This is a genomic window from Nocardiopsis sp. LDBS0036 (assembly GCF_041228755.1).
Taxonomy (GTDB): domain Bacteria; phylum Actinomycetota; class Actinomycetes; order Streptosporangiales; family Streptosporangiaceae; genus Nocardiopsis; species Nocardiopsis dassonvillei.
In genome coordinates this window covers 2,537,316-2,553,683 of sequence record NZ_CP141103.1, presented here as the reverse complement: position 1 = coordinate 2,553,683, position 16,368 = coordinate 2,537,316, and the positions used below count along the sequence as shown (strand labels likewise).

15 protein-coding genes and 2 tRNA genes are annotated in these 16,368 nt (G+C 70.2%); 14 read left to right on the top strand and 3 right to left on the bottom strand.

From position 1 onward, the window contains the following. The first annotated feature begins 82 nt into the window (after positions 1–82). The 9 genes from UIS43_RS10720 (at position 83) to UIS43_RS10680 (ending at position 8,240) form a co-directional block, all read left to right on the top strand. The gene (locus tag UIS43_RS10720; protein ID WP_013154423.1) at positions 83–238 is read left to right on the top strand and encodes a hypothetical protein; all 156 of its coding nucleotides are present in this window, start codon (positions 83–85) and stop codon (positions 236–238) included. 169 nt (positions 239–407) lie between these two features. Continuing rightward, positions 408–1,829 (top strand): aldehyde dehydrogenase family protein, encoded by a 1,422-nt coding sequence (locus tag UIS43_RS10715; protein WP_174546770.1) that lies wholly within the window; start codon positions 408–410, stop codon positions 1,827–1,829. A 188-nt stretch (positions 1,830–2,017) separates the two neighbouring features. Then, entirely contained in the window at positions 2,018–2,167 is a 150-nt protein-coding gene (locus UIS43_RS10710; RefSeq protein ID WP_013154421.1) for a hypothetical protein, read from the top strand. Between the two features lie 85 nt (positions 2,168–2,252). Next, positions 2,253–2,720 (top strand): ribose-5-phosphate isomerase, encoded by a 468-nt coding sequence (locus UIS43_RS10705; RefSeq protein WP_013154420.1) that lies wholly within the window; start codon positions 2,253–2,255, stop codon positions 2,718–2,720. 812 nt (positions 2,721–3,532) lie between these two features. Continuing rightward, complete coding sequence (locus UIS43_RS10700) at positions 3,533–4,636, top strand: PP2C family protein-serine/threonine phosphatase (protein WP_013154419.1); 1,104 nt, start codon at positions 3,533–3,535, stop codon at positions 4,634–4,636. A gap of 297 nt (positions 4,637–4,933) precedes the next feature. Then, entirely contained in the window at positions 4,934–6,277 is a 1,344-nt protein-coding gene (gene mgtE, locus UIS43_RS10695; RefSeq protein ID WP_013154418.1) for a magnesium transporter, read from the top strand. A gap of 94 nt (positions 6,278–6,371) precedes the next feature. Continuing rightward, positions 6,372–6,614 (top strand): Rv0909 family putative TA system antitoxin, encoded by a 243-nt coding sequence (locus tag UIS43_RS10690; RefSeq protein ID WP_013154417.1) that lies wholly within the window; start codon positions 6,372–6,374, stop codon positions 6,612–6,614. A 46-nt stretch (positions 6,615–6,660) separates the two neighbouring features. Further along, complete coding sequence (locus UIS43_RS10685; RefSeq protein WP_358170937.1) at positions 6,661–7,608, top strand: M23 family metallopeptidase; 948 nt, start codon at positions 6,661–6,663, stop codon at positions 7,606–7,608. A 38-nt stretch (positions 7,609–7,646) separates the two neighbouring features. Continuing rightward, a complete protein-coding gene (locus tag UIS43_RS10680) occupies positions 7,647–8,240 on the top strand; it encodes a (2Fe-2S) ferredoxin domain-containing protein (protein WP_117198025.1) in 594 nt (197 codons plus the stop codon). Positions 8,241–8,347: 107 nt separating this feature from the next. Here the strand turns inward: UIS43_RS10680 and UIS43_RS10675 are convergent, their stop codons facing one another. From UIS43_RS10675 to UIS43_RS10665, 3 genes are all read right to left on the bottom strand, one after another. Then, positions 8,348–10,210, bottom strand: coding sequence for an ABC transporter ATP-binding protein (locus tag UIS43_RS10675; protein ID WP_370013244.1), 1,863 nt, complete (start codon positions 10,208–10,210; stop codon positions 8,348–8,350). A gap of 167 nt (positions 10,211–10,377) precedes the next feature. Continuing rightward, the gene (locus UIS43_RS10670; protein WP_358170939.1) at positions 10,378–10,881 is read right to left on the bottom strand and encodes an adenylyltransferase/cytidyltransferase family protein; all 504 of its coding nucleotides are present in this window, start codon (positions 10,879–10,881) and stop codon (positions 10,378–10,380) included. Positions 10,882–11,275: 394 nt separating this feature from the next. Beyond that, positions 11,276–11,346: transfer RNA gene (locus UIS43_RS10665), tRNA-Gly, on the bottom strand. 117 nt (positions 11,347–11,463) lie between these two features. On the opposite strand from UIS43_RS10665, the gene UIS43_RS10660 reads away from it, so the two are divergent. The 5 genes from UIS43_RS10660 (at position 11,464) to clpX (ending at position 16,344) form a co-directional block, all read left to right on the top strand. After that, positions 11,464–11,538: transfer RNA gene (locus tag UIS43_RS10660), tRNA-Pro, on the top strand. A 226-nt stretch (positions 11,539–11,764) separates the two neighbouring features. Continuing rightward, a complete protein-coding gene (gene tig, locus UIS43_RS10655; protein WP_117197850.1) occupies positions 11,765–13,225 on the top strand; it encodes a trigger factor in 1,461 nt (486 codons plus the stop codon). Between the two features lie 218 nt (positions 13,226–13,443). Continuing rightward, positions 13,444–14,076, top strand: a complete 633-nt coding sequence (locus UIS43_RS10650; protein WP_013154411.1) for a ClpP family protease — start codon at positions 13,444–13,446, stop codon at positions 14,074–14,076. A 48-nt stretch (positions 14,077–14,124) separates the two neighbouring features. Further along, positions 14,125–14,784, top strand: a complete 660-nt coding sequence (locus UIS43_RS10645) for an ATP-dependent Clp protease proteolytic subunit (protein WP_013154410.1) — start codon at positions 14,125–14,127, stop codon at positions 14,782–14,784. 285 nt (positions 14,785–15,069) lie between these two features. Continuing rightward, positions 15,070–16,344 carry an ATP-dependent Clp protease ATP-binding subunit ClpX gene (gene clpX, locus UIS43_RS10640; protein ID WP_013154409.1) on the top strand — a complete coding sequence of 425 codons (1,275 nt, stop codon included), beginning with the start codon at positions 15,070–15,072 and terminating at the stop codon, positions 16,342–16,344. Positions 16,345–16,368: the final 24 nt, after the last annotated feature.

The following is a 16,368-nucleotide window of genomic DNA, read 5'->3' as shown; positions in this document are numbered from 1 at the left end:
GCCCGCGGGGGTGCACACTGGAGGCGAACACCGGCGGCGGGCGGGGGCCCGCCGCGACGAACGCGAAGGGGGGCGGGGGACCGTGTCCGGACCCGACGACGAGCGCAGGGTCGACTTCCTCGACGATCTCGACATCCTGCCCGACACCACCGGCGACGAGAGGGGCCCCGGCTGGGGCGACTCCGACGACGACTCCACCGCGCGCCTCCTTGCGGAGCGCCCCCCGCACTGGGACTGATCCGGCGGGCGACCGGTCCCGCGGTCGGTCCCCGGGCCCGTCCGGGGACCCGTACCGGGGCCGGTCCGGTGCCTTCCACGGGGGCCGCGCGGGATCCCGGTATCGGGGAAAGCACCGGCCCGGAGCCCCGGGCTGGCCAACCCGAATCGCGTTCTGCGACAGTGGGGCCATGCGATCCCTCTACATCGACGGCGCCTGGCGCGACTCCGCCTCCAGCGAGGCACTGGACGTGGTCAACCCGGCGACCGAGCAGGTCATCGACACCGTTCCGGCCGGGGCCGCCGAGGACGTCGACGCCGCGGTCGCGGCGGCAGCGGCGGCCCTGCCCGCCTGGTCCGCGCTCACACCCGGGCAGCGCGTCACCCACCTGGCCAAGGCCCTGGAGCTGTTCAACACCCGCATCGACGACATCGCCGCGGAGCTCACCCGGGACATGGGTGCCCCCGCGGTGTTCGCACGCAAGGTCCAGGCGGGCCTGCCCGCCCGCATGTTCCAGACCTACATCGACCTGGTCGAGGAGAGCGGCGAGCGCTACTTCGGCGGCGAGCGGGTGGGCAACTCGCTCATCGTGCGCGAGCCCGTCGGCGTGGTCGGCGCCATCACCCCGTGGAACTACCCGCTCCACCAGATCGTGCTCAAGGTCGTCCCCGCCCTCCTGGCGGGCAACACCGTCGTCCTCAAGCCCAGCGAGGTCGCCCCGCTCAGCGCCTACGCCCTCACCGAGGTGTTCCACGAGGCGGGCCTGCCCGCGGGCGTGTTCAACCTGGTCTCGGGCACCGGCCCGGTCGTGGGCGAGGCCATCGCCGCCCACCCCCGCGTGGACATGGTGTCCTTCACCGGCTCCACGCGCGCCGGGACCCGGGTCAGCCAGGTCGCCGCGGAGACCGTCAAGAAGGTCGCCCTGGAGCTGGGTGGCAAGTCCCCCAACGTCATCCTGCCCGACGCCGACCTGGTCAAGGCGGTCAAGCGCGGCGTCGCCGACGTCATGCGCAACACCGGGCAGAGCTGCAACGCGCTCACCCGCATGCTGGTGCACCGCGACTCCTATGAGGAGGCCGTCGCCCTGGCCGCCGAGTCCGCGGCCAAGTACGCGCCCGGCGACCCCGCGGACGAGGCCACCCGCATGGGCCCGCTGGTCTCCGCCGACCAGCTGGAGCGGGTCCGCTCCTACCTCGCGCTCGGAGTGGAGGAGGGCGCCCGCCTGGTCACCGGCGGCCCCGAACCGGTCCAGGGCCGCCCGAACGGCTACTACGTCAACCCCACAGTCTTCGCCGACGTGAGCAACGACATGCGCGTCGCCCAGGAGGAGATCTTCGGCCCCGTGCTGGTGCTGATCCCCTACGACACGGAGGAGGAGGCGGTCGCCATCGCCAACGACACCGTGTACGGGCTCAACGCCGCGGTGTGGTCCGGCGACCCCGAGCGCGGCCTGGCCGTCGCCCGGCGCCTGCGGGCCGGACAGGTGGAGGTCAACGGCGGCGCCCTCAACCCCCGCGCCCCCTTCGGCGGCTACAAGCGCTCCGGCAACGGCCGTGAGTGGGGCGCCCACGGCCTGGAGGAGTTCTGCGAGGTCAAGGCCATCCAGCTGTGACGCCGGGCGTGCGCCGGGCCCCGCGGAGCCCGGCGCGCGAACCGGTGGCGCGCACCCGCCGACGGGTGTGCGCGGACTCACGGCCCCCGCGGCCCCCCGCGTGGAATCGGCCCCGGTGGGAACCACGTTGTGCGGTGTGGAAAAATTTCCGACGGGATATCCCTGGTCGAACCCTAACGAGGTGGAAGTTGAGCAAGAAGCCCGCGGTCTCCAAGGCAGGTCCTCTCGGCAAGGACCTCAAGGCGATCGTCCTCTACAACGTGATCGCCATCGGCTCGATGGCCCTCTTCGCTGTCCTCGGGCTGAGCGTCGCCGCTGCGGCCTCCGGCTCCATCTGAGGGACACGAGTACCACCGCGCCCCGCCTCGCCCCAGCGAGCGGGGCGCTGCGCTTGTCACCGCCGTGACCTGCCAGACTGGACCCGTGCGTGTTTACCTTGGATCAGATCATGCGGGCTACGAGCTCAAAGAACACCTCGTCTCCTGGCTGAGGGAGCAGGGCCACGACGTCGTCGACGCCGGGCCCGCCGCCTACGACGCCGCGGACGACTACCCGCCCTTCGTGCTGCGCGCGGCCGAGGGCGCCGCCTCCGACAAGGGCTCCCTGGGCGTCGTCATCGGCGGCTCCGGCAACGGCGAGCAGATCGCCGCGAACAAGGTCAGGGGCGTGCGCGCGGCCCTGGCCTGGAGCGAGGACACCGCCCGCCTGGCGCGTGAGCACAACGACGCCAACGTGCTCAGCCTCGGCGCCAGGATGCACTCCGCGCAGGAGGCCACCCGGTTCGTGGAGGTCTTCCTCACCACCCCGTACAGCGACGAGGAACGGCACACCCGCCGCATCGCGATGCTGACGGCCTACGAGGAGACCGGCGAGCTGCCCCCGCTCCCCTAGACGGGGTTCCGGGGACCTCCGCTTCGCTTCGGCCCGCCCGTCGTCCGTCACCGCCCTCCGGGGCGCTTCGCGGCGGGGCGGGCCACCGCCTTCGACCGCCGCCACGCGCGGTACCCTCCCCGTCCGGGCGCCCTTCGACGCGGGAACGGGGCCGCGGCGGGCGCGGTGGTGTCTCCGGTGAGACGGCCCGTACCGGGGCCCACCACCCTCAACGGTCGCCCGCGGCGCAGTCCTGTTCGCAGCCCCACCTCCGCCGCCTCCAGAACCCCGTGGACCGCTCCCCGAGGGCCCGAAGGCCGCGCGCGGGGGCGTCCGTACGCGCGCGGCGGCCTCCGGCGCGGACCGGAAGGGCGAGAGTCCCCGGTCCGGGCCGCGGCACCGTGGGATCCTGGAAGCGGACCGCGCCGACGGGGCGCGGACCCGATCGGCGGCGGGGAGCCCGACCGCTCGGGAGTGTCCGAGAGGGATGAACACCCGGCTTACGGAACGGTTTTCGGACGCCGGAACGATGCCCGAATCCACACGCTCGGTTATCGGCTGAACCCAAATCCTCGGTTTGGGTGGAGAACACTGCTGGTTGCACGTGCCACGGCGACACCCCCCGCGCTACAGTTCGTGCACAGTTGCGGGCCTCGCTGCCCGCGGCGCGGCGGTGCCCTCCGGTCGGCACCTCCGGCAACCACGGCCAGGGCGTGCCCCACACAGCCCCGTACGCCGGCCCCCGGCGGCGACGCGGCTCCCGCGCCCATCCCGACCGTGCCGTCCGAGAACCGAACCCCCGCTGGTGAGCGGGTGTGCAACGCAGGGGACACATGAAGCCCACACCGACCGCCAAGACCACCCGGCTACTGCGCTCCACCGCGCAGCGGCTCGTCGCGGTGCTCCGGCGCAAGGTGCTGTTCCGTTACCGGCTCGTCCTGATCACCCTCGTCGCCCTGGCCGTCGGCATCGGCGTCGGTGCCGTGTGGGGTCCCACCGGCTGGTTCCCGCCCAGTTCCACCATCCTCACCGTCCTCGCGGGCGGCCTCCTCCTCAAGCGCAAGAGCCTGGCCTTCCTGCTGGCCGTGGTCGCCGCCGTCCTGGTCTTCGTCGCCTTCATGCTCGACTTCGGCCAGGTGGGCCCCGGCCTGCTGGTCACCATCGGCGTCACCGCGGTGCTGTCCTACCTGCTGTCCGGGGTGCGCGAGCGCCTCGGCGTCCAGGGCCTCAGCGGCGAGATGATGCTGCTGGACCTGCGCGACCGCCTGCGCCGCCAGGGCAAGCTGCCCCGGCTGCCCGAGGGCTGGGGGCGCACCGCGGTCCTGCGCCAGGCGGGCGGCTCGTCCTTCGGCGGCGACTTCGTCGTCTCCATCCGCAGGGAGAACCGGCTGGACGTGGCCGTCGTGGACGTCTCCGGTAAGGGAGTGGACGCCGGAACCCGGGCCCTGCTGCTCTCCGGCGCCTTCAGCGGGCTGATCGGGGCCGTCCCCACCCGCGACTTCCTGGCCCACTGCAACGACTACCTCATGCGTAACAGCGGCGGCGAGGGCTTCGTCACCGCCGTGCACCTGAGCGTGGACCTGGACACCGGCGAGTACCAGATCGCCTCCGCCGGACACCCGCCCGCGCTGCACTACGACAGCGGCGGCGGGCTGTGGAGCACCACCGAGGCCAAGGGCGTGGTCCTCGGCGTCATCCCCGAGATGACCTACACCTCCGTCGAGGGCAGACTCCGGCCCGGCGACGCCATCATGCTCTGCACCGACGGCCTCATCGAGACCCCGGGCGAGGACCTCGACGCCGGAATCGACCGCCTCCTCGGCGCGGCCGAGCAGCTCGTCCCGCGCGGTTTCGCCACCGGGGCGGACGAGATCGTGGACACCCTCAGCAGGGACAAGAACGACGACTGCGCCCTGGTCGTCCTCTGGCGGGACTGACCCGCCGGGCGGCCTCTGGCGCGCTGGTGAGGCGTCCGGTGTGCTCTTGGACCGCCTCGACGGGTAGGGTCGGGGTGCTCCCCGTCCCGCGTACGGCGGTCAGACCGTACACGTCCCCGGATCACCGTGCCCGCCCTTTCCGCCCCCGGAAGACCCATCCGACGCACGGTTCACCACACCAGTGACAACGGGACCGGAGCGGGGCCGTGGAACCACCGGCCCACCGCTTTTCCCAGGATCCGGTGCCGCCCGTGGTGCTTCCCACCGGGCGCAGAAGAATGCGAGGGGGTGCTTCGCATGTCAGAAGGCGAGCGCGCTGAAGAACTGATCGATCTGGTCGAGAACAACGACCTGACCGGTATCCGGCTCTGGTTGGCCGAACACAGGCCCTACGAGATCGCCGACGAACTCTCCCGGATGGACGGCAGTGAGGCGATCATCCCCTTCCGGCTCCTGGACAAGGACCGCGAGCTGGAGGTCTTCGAGGAGCTCGACCCCGGCCAGCAGCAGTCCATCCTGCTCGGGCTCCGCGACACGGCCTTCCACGAGATCCTCGAGGAGATGGACCCGGACGACCGGGCCCGTCTGATCGGCGAGGCGCCAGCCAAGATCGCCACCCGTGCCCTGGCCGGGCTCAGCCCCGCCGAACGCAGGATGACCGCCGCCCTGCTGGGCTACCCCGAGGACTCCGTCGGCCGGTACATGACCCCCGAGACGGTCATCCTGCACCGCGACCTCACGGTGGGCCGCGCCCTGGAGGTCGTGCGCGCGCGGGGGGCCGACGCCGAGACCATCTACACCCTGCCGGTGGTCAGCGACGGCCGCCGCATGGTCGGGACGGTGACGCTGGGCGACCTCGTGGTCAGCGACGACGAACGGCTGATCAAGGACATCGTGGACGTGTTCGCGCCGCGCGTGCGCGCCGCGGAACCGGTCGAGGACGCCGCCCGCCTGATGCAGGAGGCCAACCTGGTCGCCCTGGCGGTGGTGGACTCCGAGGAGCGCTTCGTGGGTCTGCTGACCTTCGACGACGCCCTGGAGGTCATCGAGGCCGCCGACTCCGAGGACATGGCCCTCCAGTCCGGTGCGAGCCCGGTCGGCGAGCACTACGTGTCCGTCGGGGTGCTGCGCCTGGTCGGCGCGCGCTCGGTGTGGCTGATGCTGCTCATCGTGGCGGCCACGCTCACGGTCAACGTGATGCAGGCCTTCGAGTCGGCCCTGGAGGCGGTCACCGCCCTGGCCCTGTTCGTGCCGATGCTCATCGGCACGGGCGGCAACGTCGGCGCCCAGTCGGCCACCGCGATCGTGCGCGCCCTGGCCGTGGGCGAGGTCCGGGTGCGCGACCTGCCCTCGGTGATCTGGAAGGAGGCCCGGGTCGGTCTGCTGCTGGGACTCCTCCTGGCCGTGCTGGCCCTGGGCATCGGCTCCCTGCTGGTGGGCGTGGACGTCGCCGTGGTGGTGGCGTGCTCGGTGATCGCGGTGTGCACGTGGGCGGCGGCCATCGGCTCGTCCATGCCGCTGCTCGCCCGCAAGGTGGGCGTGGACCCGGCGGTGGTGTCCTCTCCGATGGTGACCACCATCGTGGACGCCACGGGCCTGCTCATCTACTTCTCCATCGCCACCGTGGTCCTGGGTCTTTGACCTGGTCTTCAGCCCCGCCCCGAACGCCCCACCGGCATGAACGGGGCGGGAACCGGGTATCGCGACAGGGCAGGACGGATCGAGGGAGGATTACATGTCCGGTACCGGAGATGCGTTCAAACGGCTGAAGAAGGCCGTCGACGACAACGCCGAACACGCCCAGGGCCTGGTCGGCAAGGCCGCCAGAGCGGCCAAGAAGGCCACCGGCGGCGCCCACGACGACAGGATCGACCGGGGCGCCGGAGCCGCGACGGAGTACCTGCGCAAGCGCGCTCGGGAGAACGAGCGGACCCGGCCGGACGGGGAGATCCGCCGGGACGGGGAGAACCCGAGGTAACGCGGCCCGTCTTCGCGCGGGGCGGGCGGGGCGTCCACAATGAGGGATGCCCTCACCCGCCCCGCGCCGCTCCCCGTACCCCTCCGGCCGCCCCGTCCCCCGCTGGCCGCTGCTGCTCGCCAGGGTTCGCATGCCGCTGATGTGGACGGCCACCCTCGCCCTCCTCGCCGGTTACCTCGGCCTCTCCTGGTGGGTGGGAGGCGTCCTGTTCGCCGCCGCGCTGGCCGTGTACCTGCGACTGGGCGCCGTGCGGTGCGAGCCCCGGGTGCTGGAGCCGCCCGTGCGGGGCAGGTGGATGGCGCTCACCAGCCCCGTGGACAGCGTGCCGAGCCAGGGCAGCCACGCCTACGGGCAGACCCACGCGCTCGGTCTGGTCGCCGAACCCGGCGCGGGCGCCCGCCCCGACATCGGCTGGCGGCCGCTCAGCCGTCCGCCGGGCGACTTCCCGGCCTTCGGCCAACCCGTCCACGCGCCCGCCGACGGGACGGTGGTGACCGCGCACGGGAGCCAGCGCGACCACCGCAGCCGCAACTCCTGGCCCTGGCTGTTCGGCTCGGTCGTGGAGAACACGCTGCGGGAGCTGCGCGGCCCGGCCGGGCTGCTCGGCAACCACCTGGTGATCGACGTGGGCGGCGCCTACGTACTTCTGGGCCACCTGGAGCGCGGATCGCTCGCGGTCCGCCGCGGCGACCGCGTCCGGGCGGGTCAGACGGTGGCTCGCTGCGGGAACTCCGGTGCCTGCACCGAGCCCCAGGTGCGGATGCAGCTCATGGACCGCCCGGGGCCTGTGTTCGCCGCCGGCCTGCCGTTCGTGTGGGCGCCGGGGTGGAACGGCGGGGACGGCGGCGCGGGACTGCCCGAGACCTGGCGCCCCGTGGTGGTCGCCGGACCCGGCCACGGGGGCGCGCCGGTGGAGGACATCGAGCCCGAGGGCGTACCCGCTGGTCAGACGGTTCCGGACACGGATTACGCTGATGAGGTAAGGCGAACCTAACGGTTCCTGGGGCTCGACGGGAGCGTGAAGGGAGAAGAGTGGACACGGCCCAAGGACGTCCCTGCCAGCTCACGGTGTGCCGGGGCTGCTGCTGCGGTACCAAGAAGAAGGTCCCCGGGGTGGACCACAAGGCCCAGCTCGCCCGCCTCAGGGCCATCGACGACCACTCCGGCCGCAGCGTTCCCGTCCGCACCAGCAAGTGCCTGGGCATCTGCTTCCAGGCCAACGTGGTGGTCGTCCAGCCGTCCTCGGCGGGGCGGGCCGCCGGAGGCCGTCCGGTGTGGCTGGGGGAGGTCACCGAGGACAAGCTGGTCGAGGCCGTCGACGACTGGATCTTCGAGGGCGGGCCCGGTATCGCCCCGCTGCCCGCCGTCCTGGCCGACCACGTGACCTCCAAGGACGCCAAGAAGCCGAAGAAGCGCAAGAAGCCCAAGCACTCCAAGGCGGCCAAGAAGGAGCGCAAGAAGGACAGGCGCGAGGCCGCCGCCCGCCCGGGCAAGGACGGCGGGAAGAAGAAGGACGAGAAGTCCAAGAAGGGCAAGAAGTCCAAGAAGGACGACAAGAAAGCCAAGAAGGCCGAGAAAGCCAAGGACAAGAAGTCCGAGAAGGGCGGCAAGTCCGGCGGGGACTGACCCCAGGTCCCCGGAGGCCCCGCGCCCCGGCGCCGGAGAGGCTCCCGGCAGGCGGCCGCCCGGACGCGCCGGAAACCGTCCCACAGGGTCGGTCCCCGGCACGGGCGCTACCGGCTCTGCGGAGCGAACTGGGTCCGGTACAGCGCCGTGTACAGCCCGCCCTGGACCAGCAGCTCGTCGTGCGTGCCGCGCTCCAGGATCCGGCCGTCCTCCAGCACCAGGATCTGGTCCGCCTCGCGCACCGTCGCCAGCCGGTGCGCGATCACCAGCGAGGTCCGGCCCTCCAGCGCCACGGACAGCGCCTCCTGCACTGCCGCCTCGGACCCGGAGTCCAGGTGGGCCGTCGCCTCGTCCAGCACCACCACCGACGGCGCCTTCAGCAGCAGACGCGCGATCGCCAGCCGCTGCTTCTCACCGCCCGACAGCCGGTACCCGCGGTCGCCGACCATCGTGTCCAGCCCGTTGGGCAGCTGGTCCAGGAGGGTGCCCAGCCGCGCCATCCGCAGCACCTCCTCCAGCTCGGCGTCGGTCGCCTCCGGCCGGGCGTACCGCAGGTTCGCCCCCACGGTGTCGTGGAACAGCTGCGCGTCCTGGGTGACCACGCCGATCGCCTCGCGCAGCGAGTCGCCGGTCACCTCGCGCAGGTCCAGCCCGCCGACGAGCACCCGGCCCTCGGTCGGGTCGTACAGGCGCGACACCAGGTGCGTCAGCGTCGTCTTGCCCGCTCCGGACGGCCCCACCAGGGCCACCATCGTCCCCGGCTCCGCCCGGAACGACACCCCGCTCAGCACCTGGGTGTCCTCGTCCACCGACGCCTGCGGCGTCAGCTCCAGCGACGCCACCGACGACTCCTTCGCCGCCGGGTAGCGGAACGACACGTTGTCGAACTCCACGCCCAGACGCTCCCCGGGCAGGTTCCGTGCGTCGGGGCTCTCCCTGATGCCCGGTTCCAGGTCCAGCACCTCGAAGACCCGGTCGAAGGAGACCAGCGCGGTCATGATCTCCACGTGCACGTTGGACAGCGTCGTCACCGGCCCGTACAGGCGGGCGAGCAGGGTGGTCAGCGCCACCAGCGTGCCCACCTCGAAGGCCCCGCCGATCGCCAGCACGCCGCCGACCCCGTAGACCATCGCCATGGCCAGCGCCGTGATCAGGCCCAGCATGCTGAACAGCAGCGAGCCGAACACCGCCTGGCGCACGCCCAGGTCCCGGACCCGGCTCGCGCGCCGGGCGAACCCCGCCGACTCCTCCTCGGGGCGTCCGTACAGCTTGACCAGCATCGCCCCGCCGACGTTGAACCGCTCGGTCATCAGCGAGCTCATGTCCGCGTTGGTGTCCATCGCGTCGCGGGAGATGTGCGCCAGCCGTCGCCCGATCACCTTGGCGGGGACCACGAACAGCGGAATCAGGGCCAGCGCGATCAGCGTCACCTGCCACGACAGGGCGATCATCGTCACGATCACCGCGGTCGCGCTCACCACGTTGGACACCACCGACTGCAGGACGGAGGTGATCGCCCGCTGCGCGCCCACCACGTCCGTGTTCAGACGGCTGATCAGCGACCCCGTCTGCGTACGCGTGAAGAAGGCCACCGGCATCCGCTGGACGTGGGTGAACACCTGCGTGCGCAGCTGGTAGATGACCCCCTCGCCGATCCGGGAGGACAGCCACCTGCCGAGCAGGGTCAGTCCGCTCTCCAGCACCGCCAGCCCCGCCGCGGCGAGCGCCAGCCACACCACCAGCGCGGTGTTCCCGGTCAGGATGCCGCGGTCGATGATGGCCTTGAGCAGGAGCGGGTTGGCGACCACGATCCCGGCGCCGACCGTCGTCACCAACAGGAAACACAGGATCACCCGCCAGTGCGGGCGGGCGTAGGAGATGATGCGTCGGGTGATTCCGGGGGGCAGTGACTGCCCCTTCGCGCTCCCGTCGTTGACCAGGGCCCTGTAGGAGGGCCTGCCGGACATCATTGTCATGAACAGCCTCGTTCTGCTTGCCTATTCGCCACGCAAGCGTCAACACCGGTGCGTGTGCACCGCTTCCCAGGCCGCCTGCGGGCACGTGGAGGGGCCCGCACGCGTCACGGGGCGGGTGGAGCCGCGAGCCGTCGCGACGGGCCGGGGAGGTCCTGTCGGTACTAGAGGGAGTGGGCGAGGCGGCCCAGGGCCGCGGTGGTGGACCGGCCGGGGGTGAAGGGCAGCTCCCAGGCCTGCGCGCCGAGCGCGTCGGCGCCGCGGATCTTGGCCTGGGTGTAGCGGTCCCCGGCGGTGTAGGCCAGGGCGGCGGGCGCCAGGGGGCGCAGTACCTCGGCGTAGGAGACCCAGTCGGCGACCTCGGGCGGTCCCTCGATGACGAACGCGCCGGTGACGCAGGCCAGGGCGGCCACGGTCTCGGCGCGCTCCTCCGCAGGGTTCACGGGGCGTCCCGGGCCCTTCCAGGCGCGCACGCGCGCGTCGGACTCCACGCCCACCACCAGGGGCAGCCCCCGGTCGGCGATGGAGCGGAGGAAGCGGACGTGTCCGACGTGCAGGACGTCGAAGGCCCCGGTGACGACCGCCGGTCGTACCAGGGGGTCGGGACGCTCGAACCAGTGGGCGCTCAGCGCGGTGCCGGGTCCCTGCGTCGCTTCCGTGTCCGTCATTCCACCACCCGTTCGGCAGGCCTGAGGGCGCCCGGATCCGATCGCGCCCGCGGGCTCGCCCGAAAGGTCAACGTATCCGTTCGGGACGGGTATTCCTTCTCGGGGCGCACCGACCGAACACGGTTCGCCTTCGGTGTGGGGGAGTGGCCCGCGAATGTGAGCTACATCACCGGAGAATCCACTCGATGGAATGCCGGAAATGTCCGAAATCGCGAATGAAGGAGGGAGAGTGGGGAGGGCAAGGAGGAGGAGTTGGCCCCGGGGGGAATGGCGAAGCGGGCTGGTGCTTGAGTGCGCAGTTCGTCCCGAGTGTGGTGCGGGGGTTCGGGGGTCGTCCCCCGGGGGGAAATGGCGAAGCGAGCTGGCACGTGAGTGCACAGCTCGCCCCGAGCGGAGCGGGCGACGAGAATCGAACTCGCATGGCCAGCTTGGAAGGCTGGTGTTCTACCATTGAACTACGCCCGCGTGGCACCGGAGACTTCGAGTGTCCTCTAGACTCGTGGAGCCGACGGGGACAAGACTACAGTCTCCGGAGCCGTGGTCGCACACACCTTTCAGGAGTGCCATCCTTGGTTCGGCACACGGGGTGTAGCGCAGCTTGGTTAGCGCGCATGCTTTGGGAGCATGAGGCCGCGGGTTCGAATCCCGCCACCCCGACGAAACCACCGTGGCAGCGGCTCCGGCCGCGCGCCGTGGCCCCCTGTCTATCTGCCCTAGACTTGGTGCGATCAGCAGGAAACTGTAAGTCCCAGCCCGTCGCAGGGCACCCCAGCTGGATGCGGTCGTCAAGACCCCGGGGGTGCGCGCGTGCCTTTCGCCGTTGTGTGTGGTGCGCCTGCGGGCCGACGCGGACACCAGCCGGCAAACCTAGGAGTACCGCCCCGTGAAGACCGATGTCGAGGAGCTGAGCCCCACCCGGGTCAAGCTGACCATCGAGGTGCCCTTCGAGGAGCTCGATCACGCTTTCGACGTGACCTACAAGTCGCTCGCCAAGCAGGTCCGGATCAAGGGCTTCCGCCCCGGCAAGGCGCCGGCGCGGCTGATCGACCGTTACGTCGGCCGCGGCGCGGTGATCAGCGAAGCGGTCAACCACGCCGTTCCGGAGCTCTACAACGAAGCCATCCAGAAGGAGGAGCTCTTCGCGCTCGGCCAGCCCGACGTGGAGGTCACCAAGCTGGAGGACAACGACGAGCTCGCCTTCACGGCCGAGGTCGACGTCCGCCCCAAGTTCGAGGTCGAGGACTACAAGGGCATCGAGGTCACCGTCGACAGCGCCGAGGTGACCGACGAGCAGGTCGACGAGCAGATCGGCACCCTGCGCGAGCGCTTCTCCACCCTGGTGGGCGTGGACCGCCCCGTCGAGGACGGCGACCACCTGTCCATCGACCTGTCCGCCGCCGTCGACGGTGAGAAGCTCGAGGACGTCGCGGTCAGCGGCTACTCCTACGAGGTCGGCACCAACACCATGCTGGAGGGCCTCGACGAGACCCTGCGCGGCATGGAGGCCGGCGGCGAGGCCACCTTCTCCACCACCCTCGTCGGCGGTGAGCACGAGGGCCGGGAGGCGGACGTCACCGTCACCGTGCACAGCGTGAAGGTCAAGGAGCTGCCCGAGCTGGACGACGAGTTCGCCCAGCTGGCCTCGGAGTTCGACACCATCGAGGAGCTGCGCGCGGACGTGCGCAACCGCATGGGCGAGGTCCGCCGCCTCCAGCAGCTCTCCGCCGCCCGCGACAAGGCCCTGGAGCAGCTGATCGACTCCGTCGACATCCCGCTGCCCGAGTCGGTCGTCGAGGAGGAGATCACCCGCCGCCGCCAGAGCCTGGAGCAGCAGCTCGCGCAGAGCGGCCTCACCAAGGAGGCCTACCTCGAGTCGCAGGAGAAGACCGAGGAGGAGTTCGACGAGGAGCTGACCACCGGCGCCCGCTCCGCGGTCAAGGCCGGGTTCATCCTCGACCAGCTGGCCATCCAGGAGGACCTGAGCGCCGACCAGGGCGAGCTCAGCCAGTACGTCTTCGAGCAGGCCCAGCGCATGGGCGTGAGCCCGGACCAGCTGGCCCAGCACCTGGTCGAGTCCAACCAGATCCGCGTCGCCTTCACCGAGGTCGTCCGCGGCAAGGCCATGGACCTGGTCCTGGCCGGCGCCCGGATCACCGACGAGGACGGCAACGTCGTCGAGCAGGAGACCGCCGAGGAGGAGGCCGCCAAGGCCGCCGCCGTCGCCGCGGGTGAGGCCCTGGAGGCCGTCGAGGACGACGCCGAGGCCGACACCGCGGACGCGGCCGACGAGGCCAAGGCCGACGAGGCCAAGGCCGAGGAGACGAAGGCCGACGAGGCCAAGTAGGCCCCGAGCAGCCCCAGGCTTCGCGCGTACGGGCCCCGTCCGACCCCTCCGGGTCGGGCGGGGCCCGCGTCGTGTTCGCCTGTGGAAGAACGCCCTGTACGGAGATCGTGCCACCCTGCGCTCAAAGCGAACAGGGGCGCGAACCGGACGAGCGCGGTGCCGCACGGCGTTAGTGTCGCTGTATCGCAACCGTTTCGATTCCGGAGCAGGTGACGAGAGTGCCGTCGACCTTTGAAGAGTCCCCGCGTTTCGACGCCCGTACGTCGGAGACGCAGATTTCCCCTTTGCTTGAGCAGACGCCTCAGCGCCTGTTGCGCCAGCGAATCGTCTTCCTCGGCCAGCAGGTCGACGACGAGATCGCCAACCGCCTGGTGGGTGAGCTGCTGCTGCTGTCCGCGGAGGACCGCCAGCGCGACATCACCATGTACATCAACTCGCCCGGCGGTTCCGTGACCGCGGGCATGGCGATCTACGACGTCATGCAGTACATCCCCAACGACGTGCGCACCGTGGGTATCGGCATGGCCGCGTCCATGGGCCAGATGCTCCTGTGCGCCGGAGCGCCGGGCAAGCGCTACGCGCTGCCGCACACCCGCGTCATGATGCACCAGCCGTCCGGCGGCATCGGTGGTACCGCCTCCGACATCCGCATCCTGGCCGACCAGCTGCTCTACGTGAAGAAGATGTTCATCGAGAAGATCTCCGAGCACACGGGCCAGACGGTCGAGCAGATCGAGAAGGACGCCGACCGCGACCGCTGGTTCACGGCCAAGGAGTCCAAGGAGTACGGCTTCATCGACGAGGTCCTCGAAGGGACCCTCGACGTGACCCAGGGCCGAACCCAGAGTTGATCCGTCGGACCTCATCCCAGGAACGGCGCAGTGCGTGGAAGGCGTGAAATGACCGAGTTCAACCCCAGTCTCATCGGCGGCGCGGCCTCGATGGCCCCCCAGGGTCGCTACGTCCTGCCGTCCTACGTGGAGCGGACGTCCTACGGCGTCAAGGAGATGAATCCGTACAACAAGCTCTTCGAGGAGCGGATCATCTTCGTCGGCGTCCAGATCGACGACACGTCGGCCAACGACCTGATGGCCCAGCTCATCACCCTGGAGCAGCTCGACTCCGAGCGGGACATCCAGATGTACATCAACTCGCCGGGAGGCTCCTTCACCTCCCTCATGGCGATCTACGACACGATGCAGTTCGTCCGCCCCGACATCCAGACGGTGTGCATCGGCCAGGCCGCCTCGGCCGCCGCGATCCTGCTCGCGGGCGGGACGGAGGGCAAGCGCGGCGCGCTGCCCAACGCCCGCATCCTGATCCACCAGCCCGCGACCGAGGGCATGCACGGCCAGGCCAGCGACATCGAGATCCAGGCGAACGAGATCACCCGTATCCGTACGCAGCTGGAGACCACCCTGGCCCGCCACACCGGGCGCTCCGTCGAGCAGGTCTCCAAGGACATCGAGCGGGACAAGATCCTGACCGCCGAGGAGGCCAAGGACTACGGCATCATCGACTTCGTGCTGCCCTACCGCAAGGCCTCCCTGAAGTCCTGACGCAGGGCCGCGGCACAGCCGGACGGCCTGACCGGGCGCGCGGACGCGGCGCCGGGCAGGACGTCCGGGCGAAGGTGAAGCGCAGGCCGGACCGGCCCATGACCCGCCTGGGGGAGCCCGGTGGTGAAGCCGGTCCGGTTTTTCGCTTAGTCTGACGGAGAGCGACACACAGATCGCCTCGTCCGTGACCACCGCTGTGGACGGTCACGGAAGATTTTCGACTTCCGGGCGGTTGCCCGCGCGAGCGGCACCGACGGGGCGGCCTTAGTTTTGAGGAGTGGCTGGGTGGCACGCATCGGCGACGGCGGGGACCTGTTGAAGTGCTCGTTCTGCGGCAAGAGCCAGAAGCAGGTGAAGAAGCTCATCGCCGGCCCCGGCGTGTACATCTGCGATGAGTGCATTGATCTGTGCAACGAGATCATCGAAGAGGAACTCGCCGACGCCACCGAGCTCACCTGGGACTCGTTGCCCAAGCCCCGTGAGATCTACGAGTTCCTGGACTCGTACGTGATCGGTCAGGAGCAGGCCAAGAAGGCGTTGTCGGTGGCGGTGTACAACCACTACAAGCGGGTGCGTTCGGAGGGGGATCGTCCGGGCGAGGAGGATGTGGAGATCGCCAAGTCCAACATCTTGCTGTTGGGGCCGACGGGGTCGGGCAAGACGTTGTTGGCGCAGACTCTGGCGCGGATTCTGAACGTGCCGTTCGCGATCGCGGACGCGACGGCGCTGACGGAGGCGGGGTATGTGGGGGAGGATGTGGAGAACATCCTGCTCAAGTTGATCCAGGCGGCTGACTATGACGTGAAGAAGGCCGAGACGGGGATCATCTACATCGACGAGGTCGACAAGGTCGCGCGTAAGAGCGAGAATCCCTCGATCACTCGGGATGTGTCGGGTGAGGGGGTGCAGCAGGCGTTGTTGAAGATCTTGGAGGGGACGACGGCGAGTGTGCCTCCGCAGGGGGGTCGGAAGCATCCGCATCAGGAGTTCATTCAGATCGACACGACGAATGTGTTGTTCATCTGTGGTGGTGCGTTCGCGGGGTTGGAGAAGTTGATTGAGTCGCGGACGGGTCAGCAGGGGATGGGGTTCAACGCGGTGTTGCGTCCCAAGGGTGAGCTGGGTGGTTCGGCGTTGTTCGGTGAGGTGATGCCGGAGGATCTGTTGAAGTTCGGGATGATTCCGGAGTTCGTGGGTCGGTTGCCGGTGATCACGAGTGTGCATGATCTGGATCGTGAGGCGTTGATTCGGATTTTGACGGAGCCGCGGAACGCGTTGGTGAAGCAGTATCAGCGGTTGTTCGAGTTGGATGGTGTGGAGTTGGAGTTCACGCCGGATGCTTTGAACGCGATTGCTGAGCAGGGGATTATTCGGGGTACGGGTGCGCGTGGTTTGCGGGCGATTATCGAGGAGGTGTTGTTGTCGGTGATGTATGAGGTGCCTTCTCGTGAGGATGTGGGGCAGGTGATCATTACGCGGGAGACCGTGATCGACAACGTCAACCCCACCATCGTCCCGCGTGCCCAGCTGCGCCGGGCCCGCCAGGAGAAGTCCGCCTAGCTGCGTCCCTCCCGGACCCCGCGC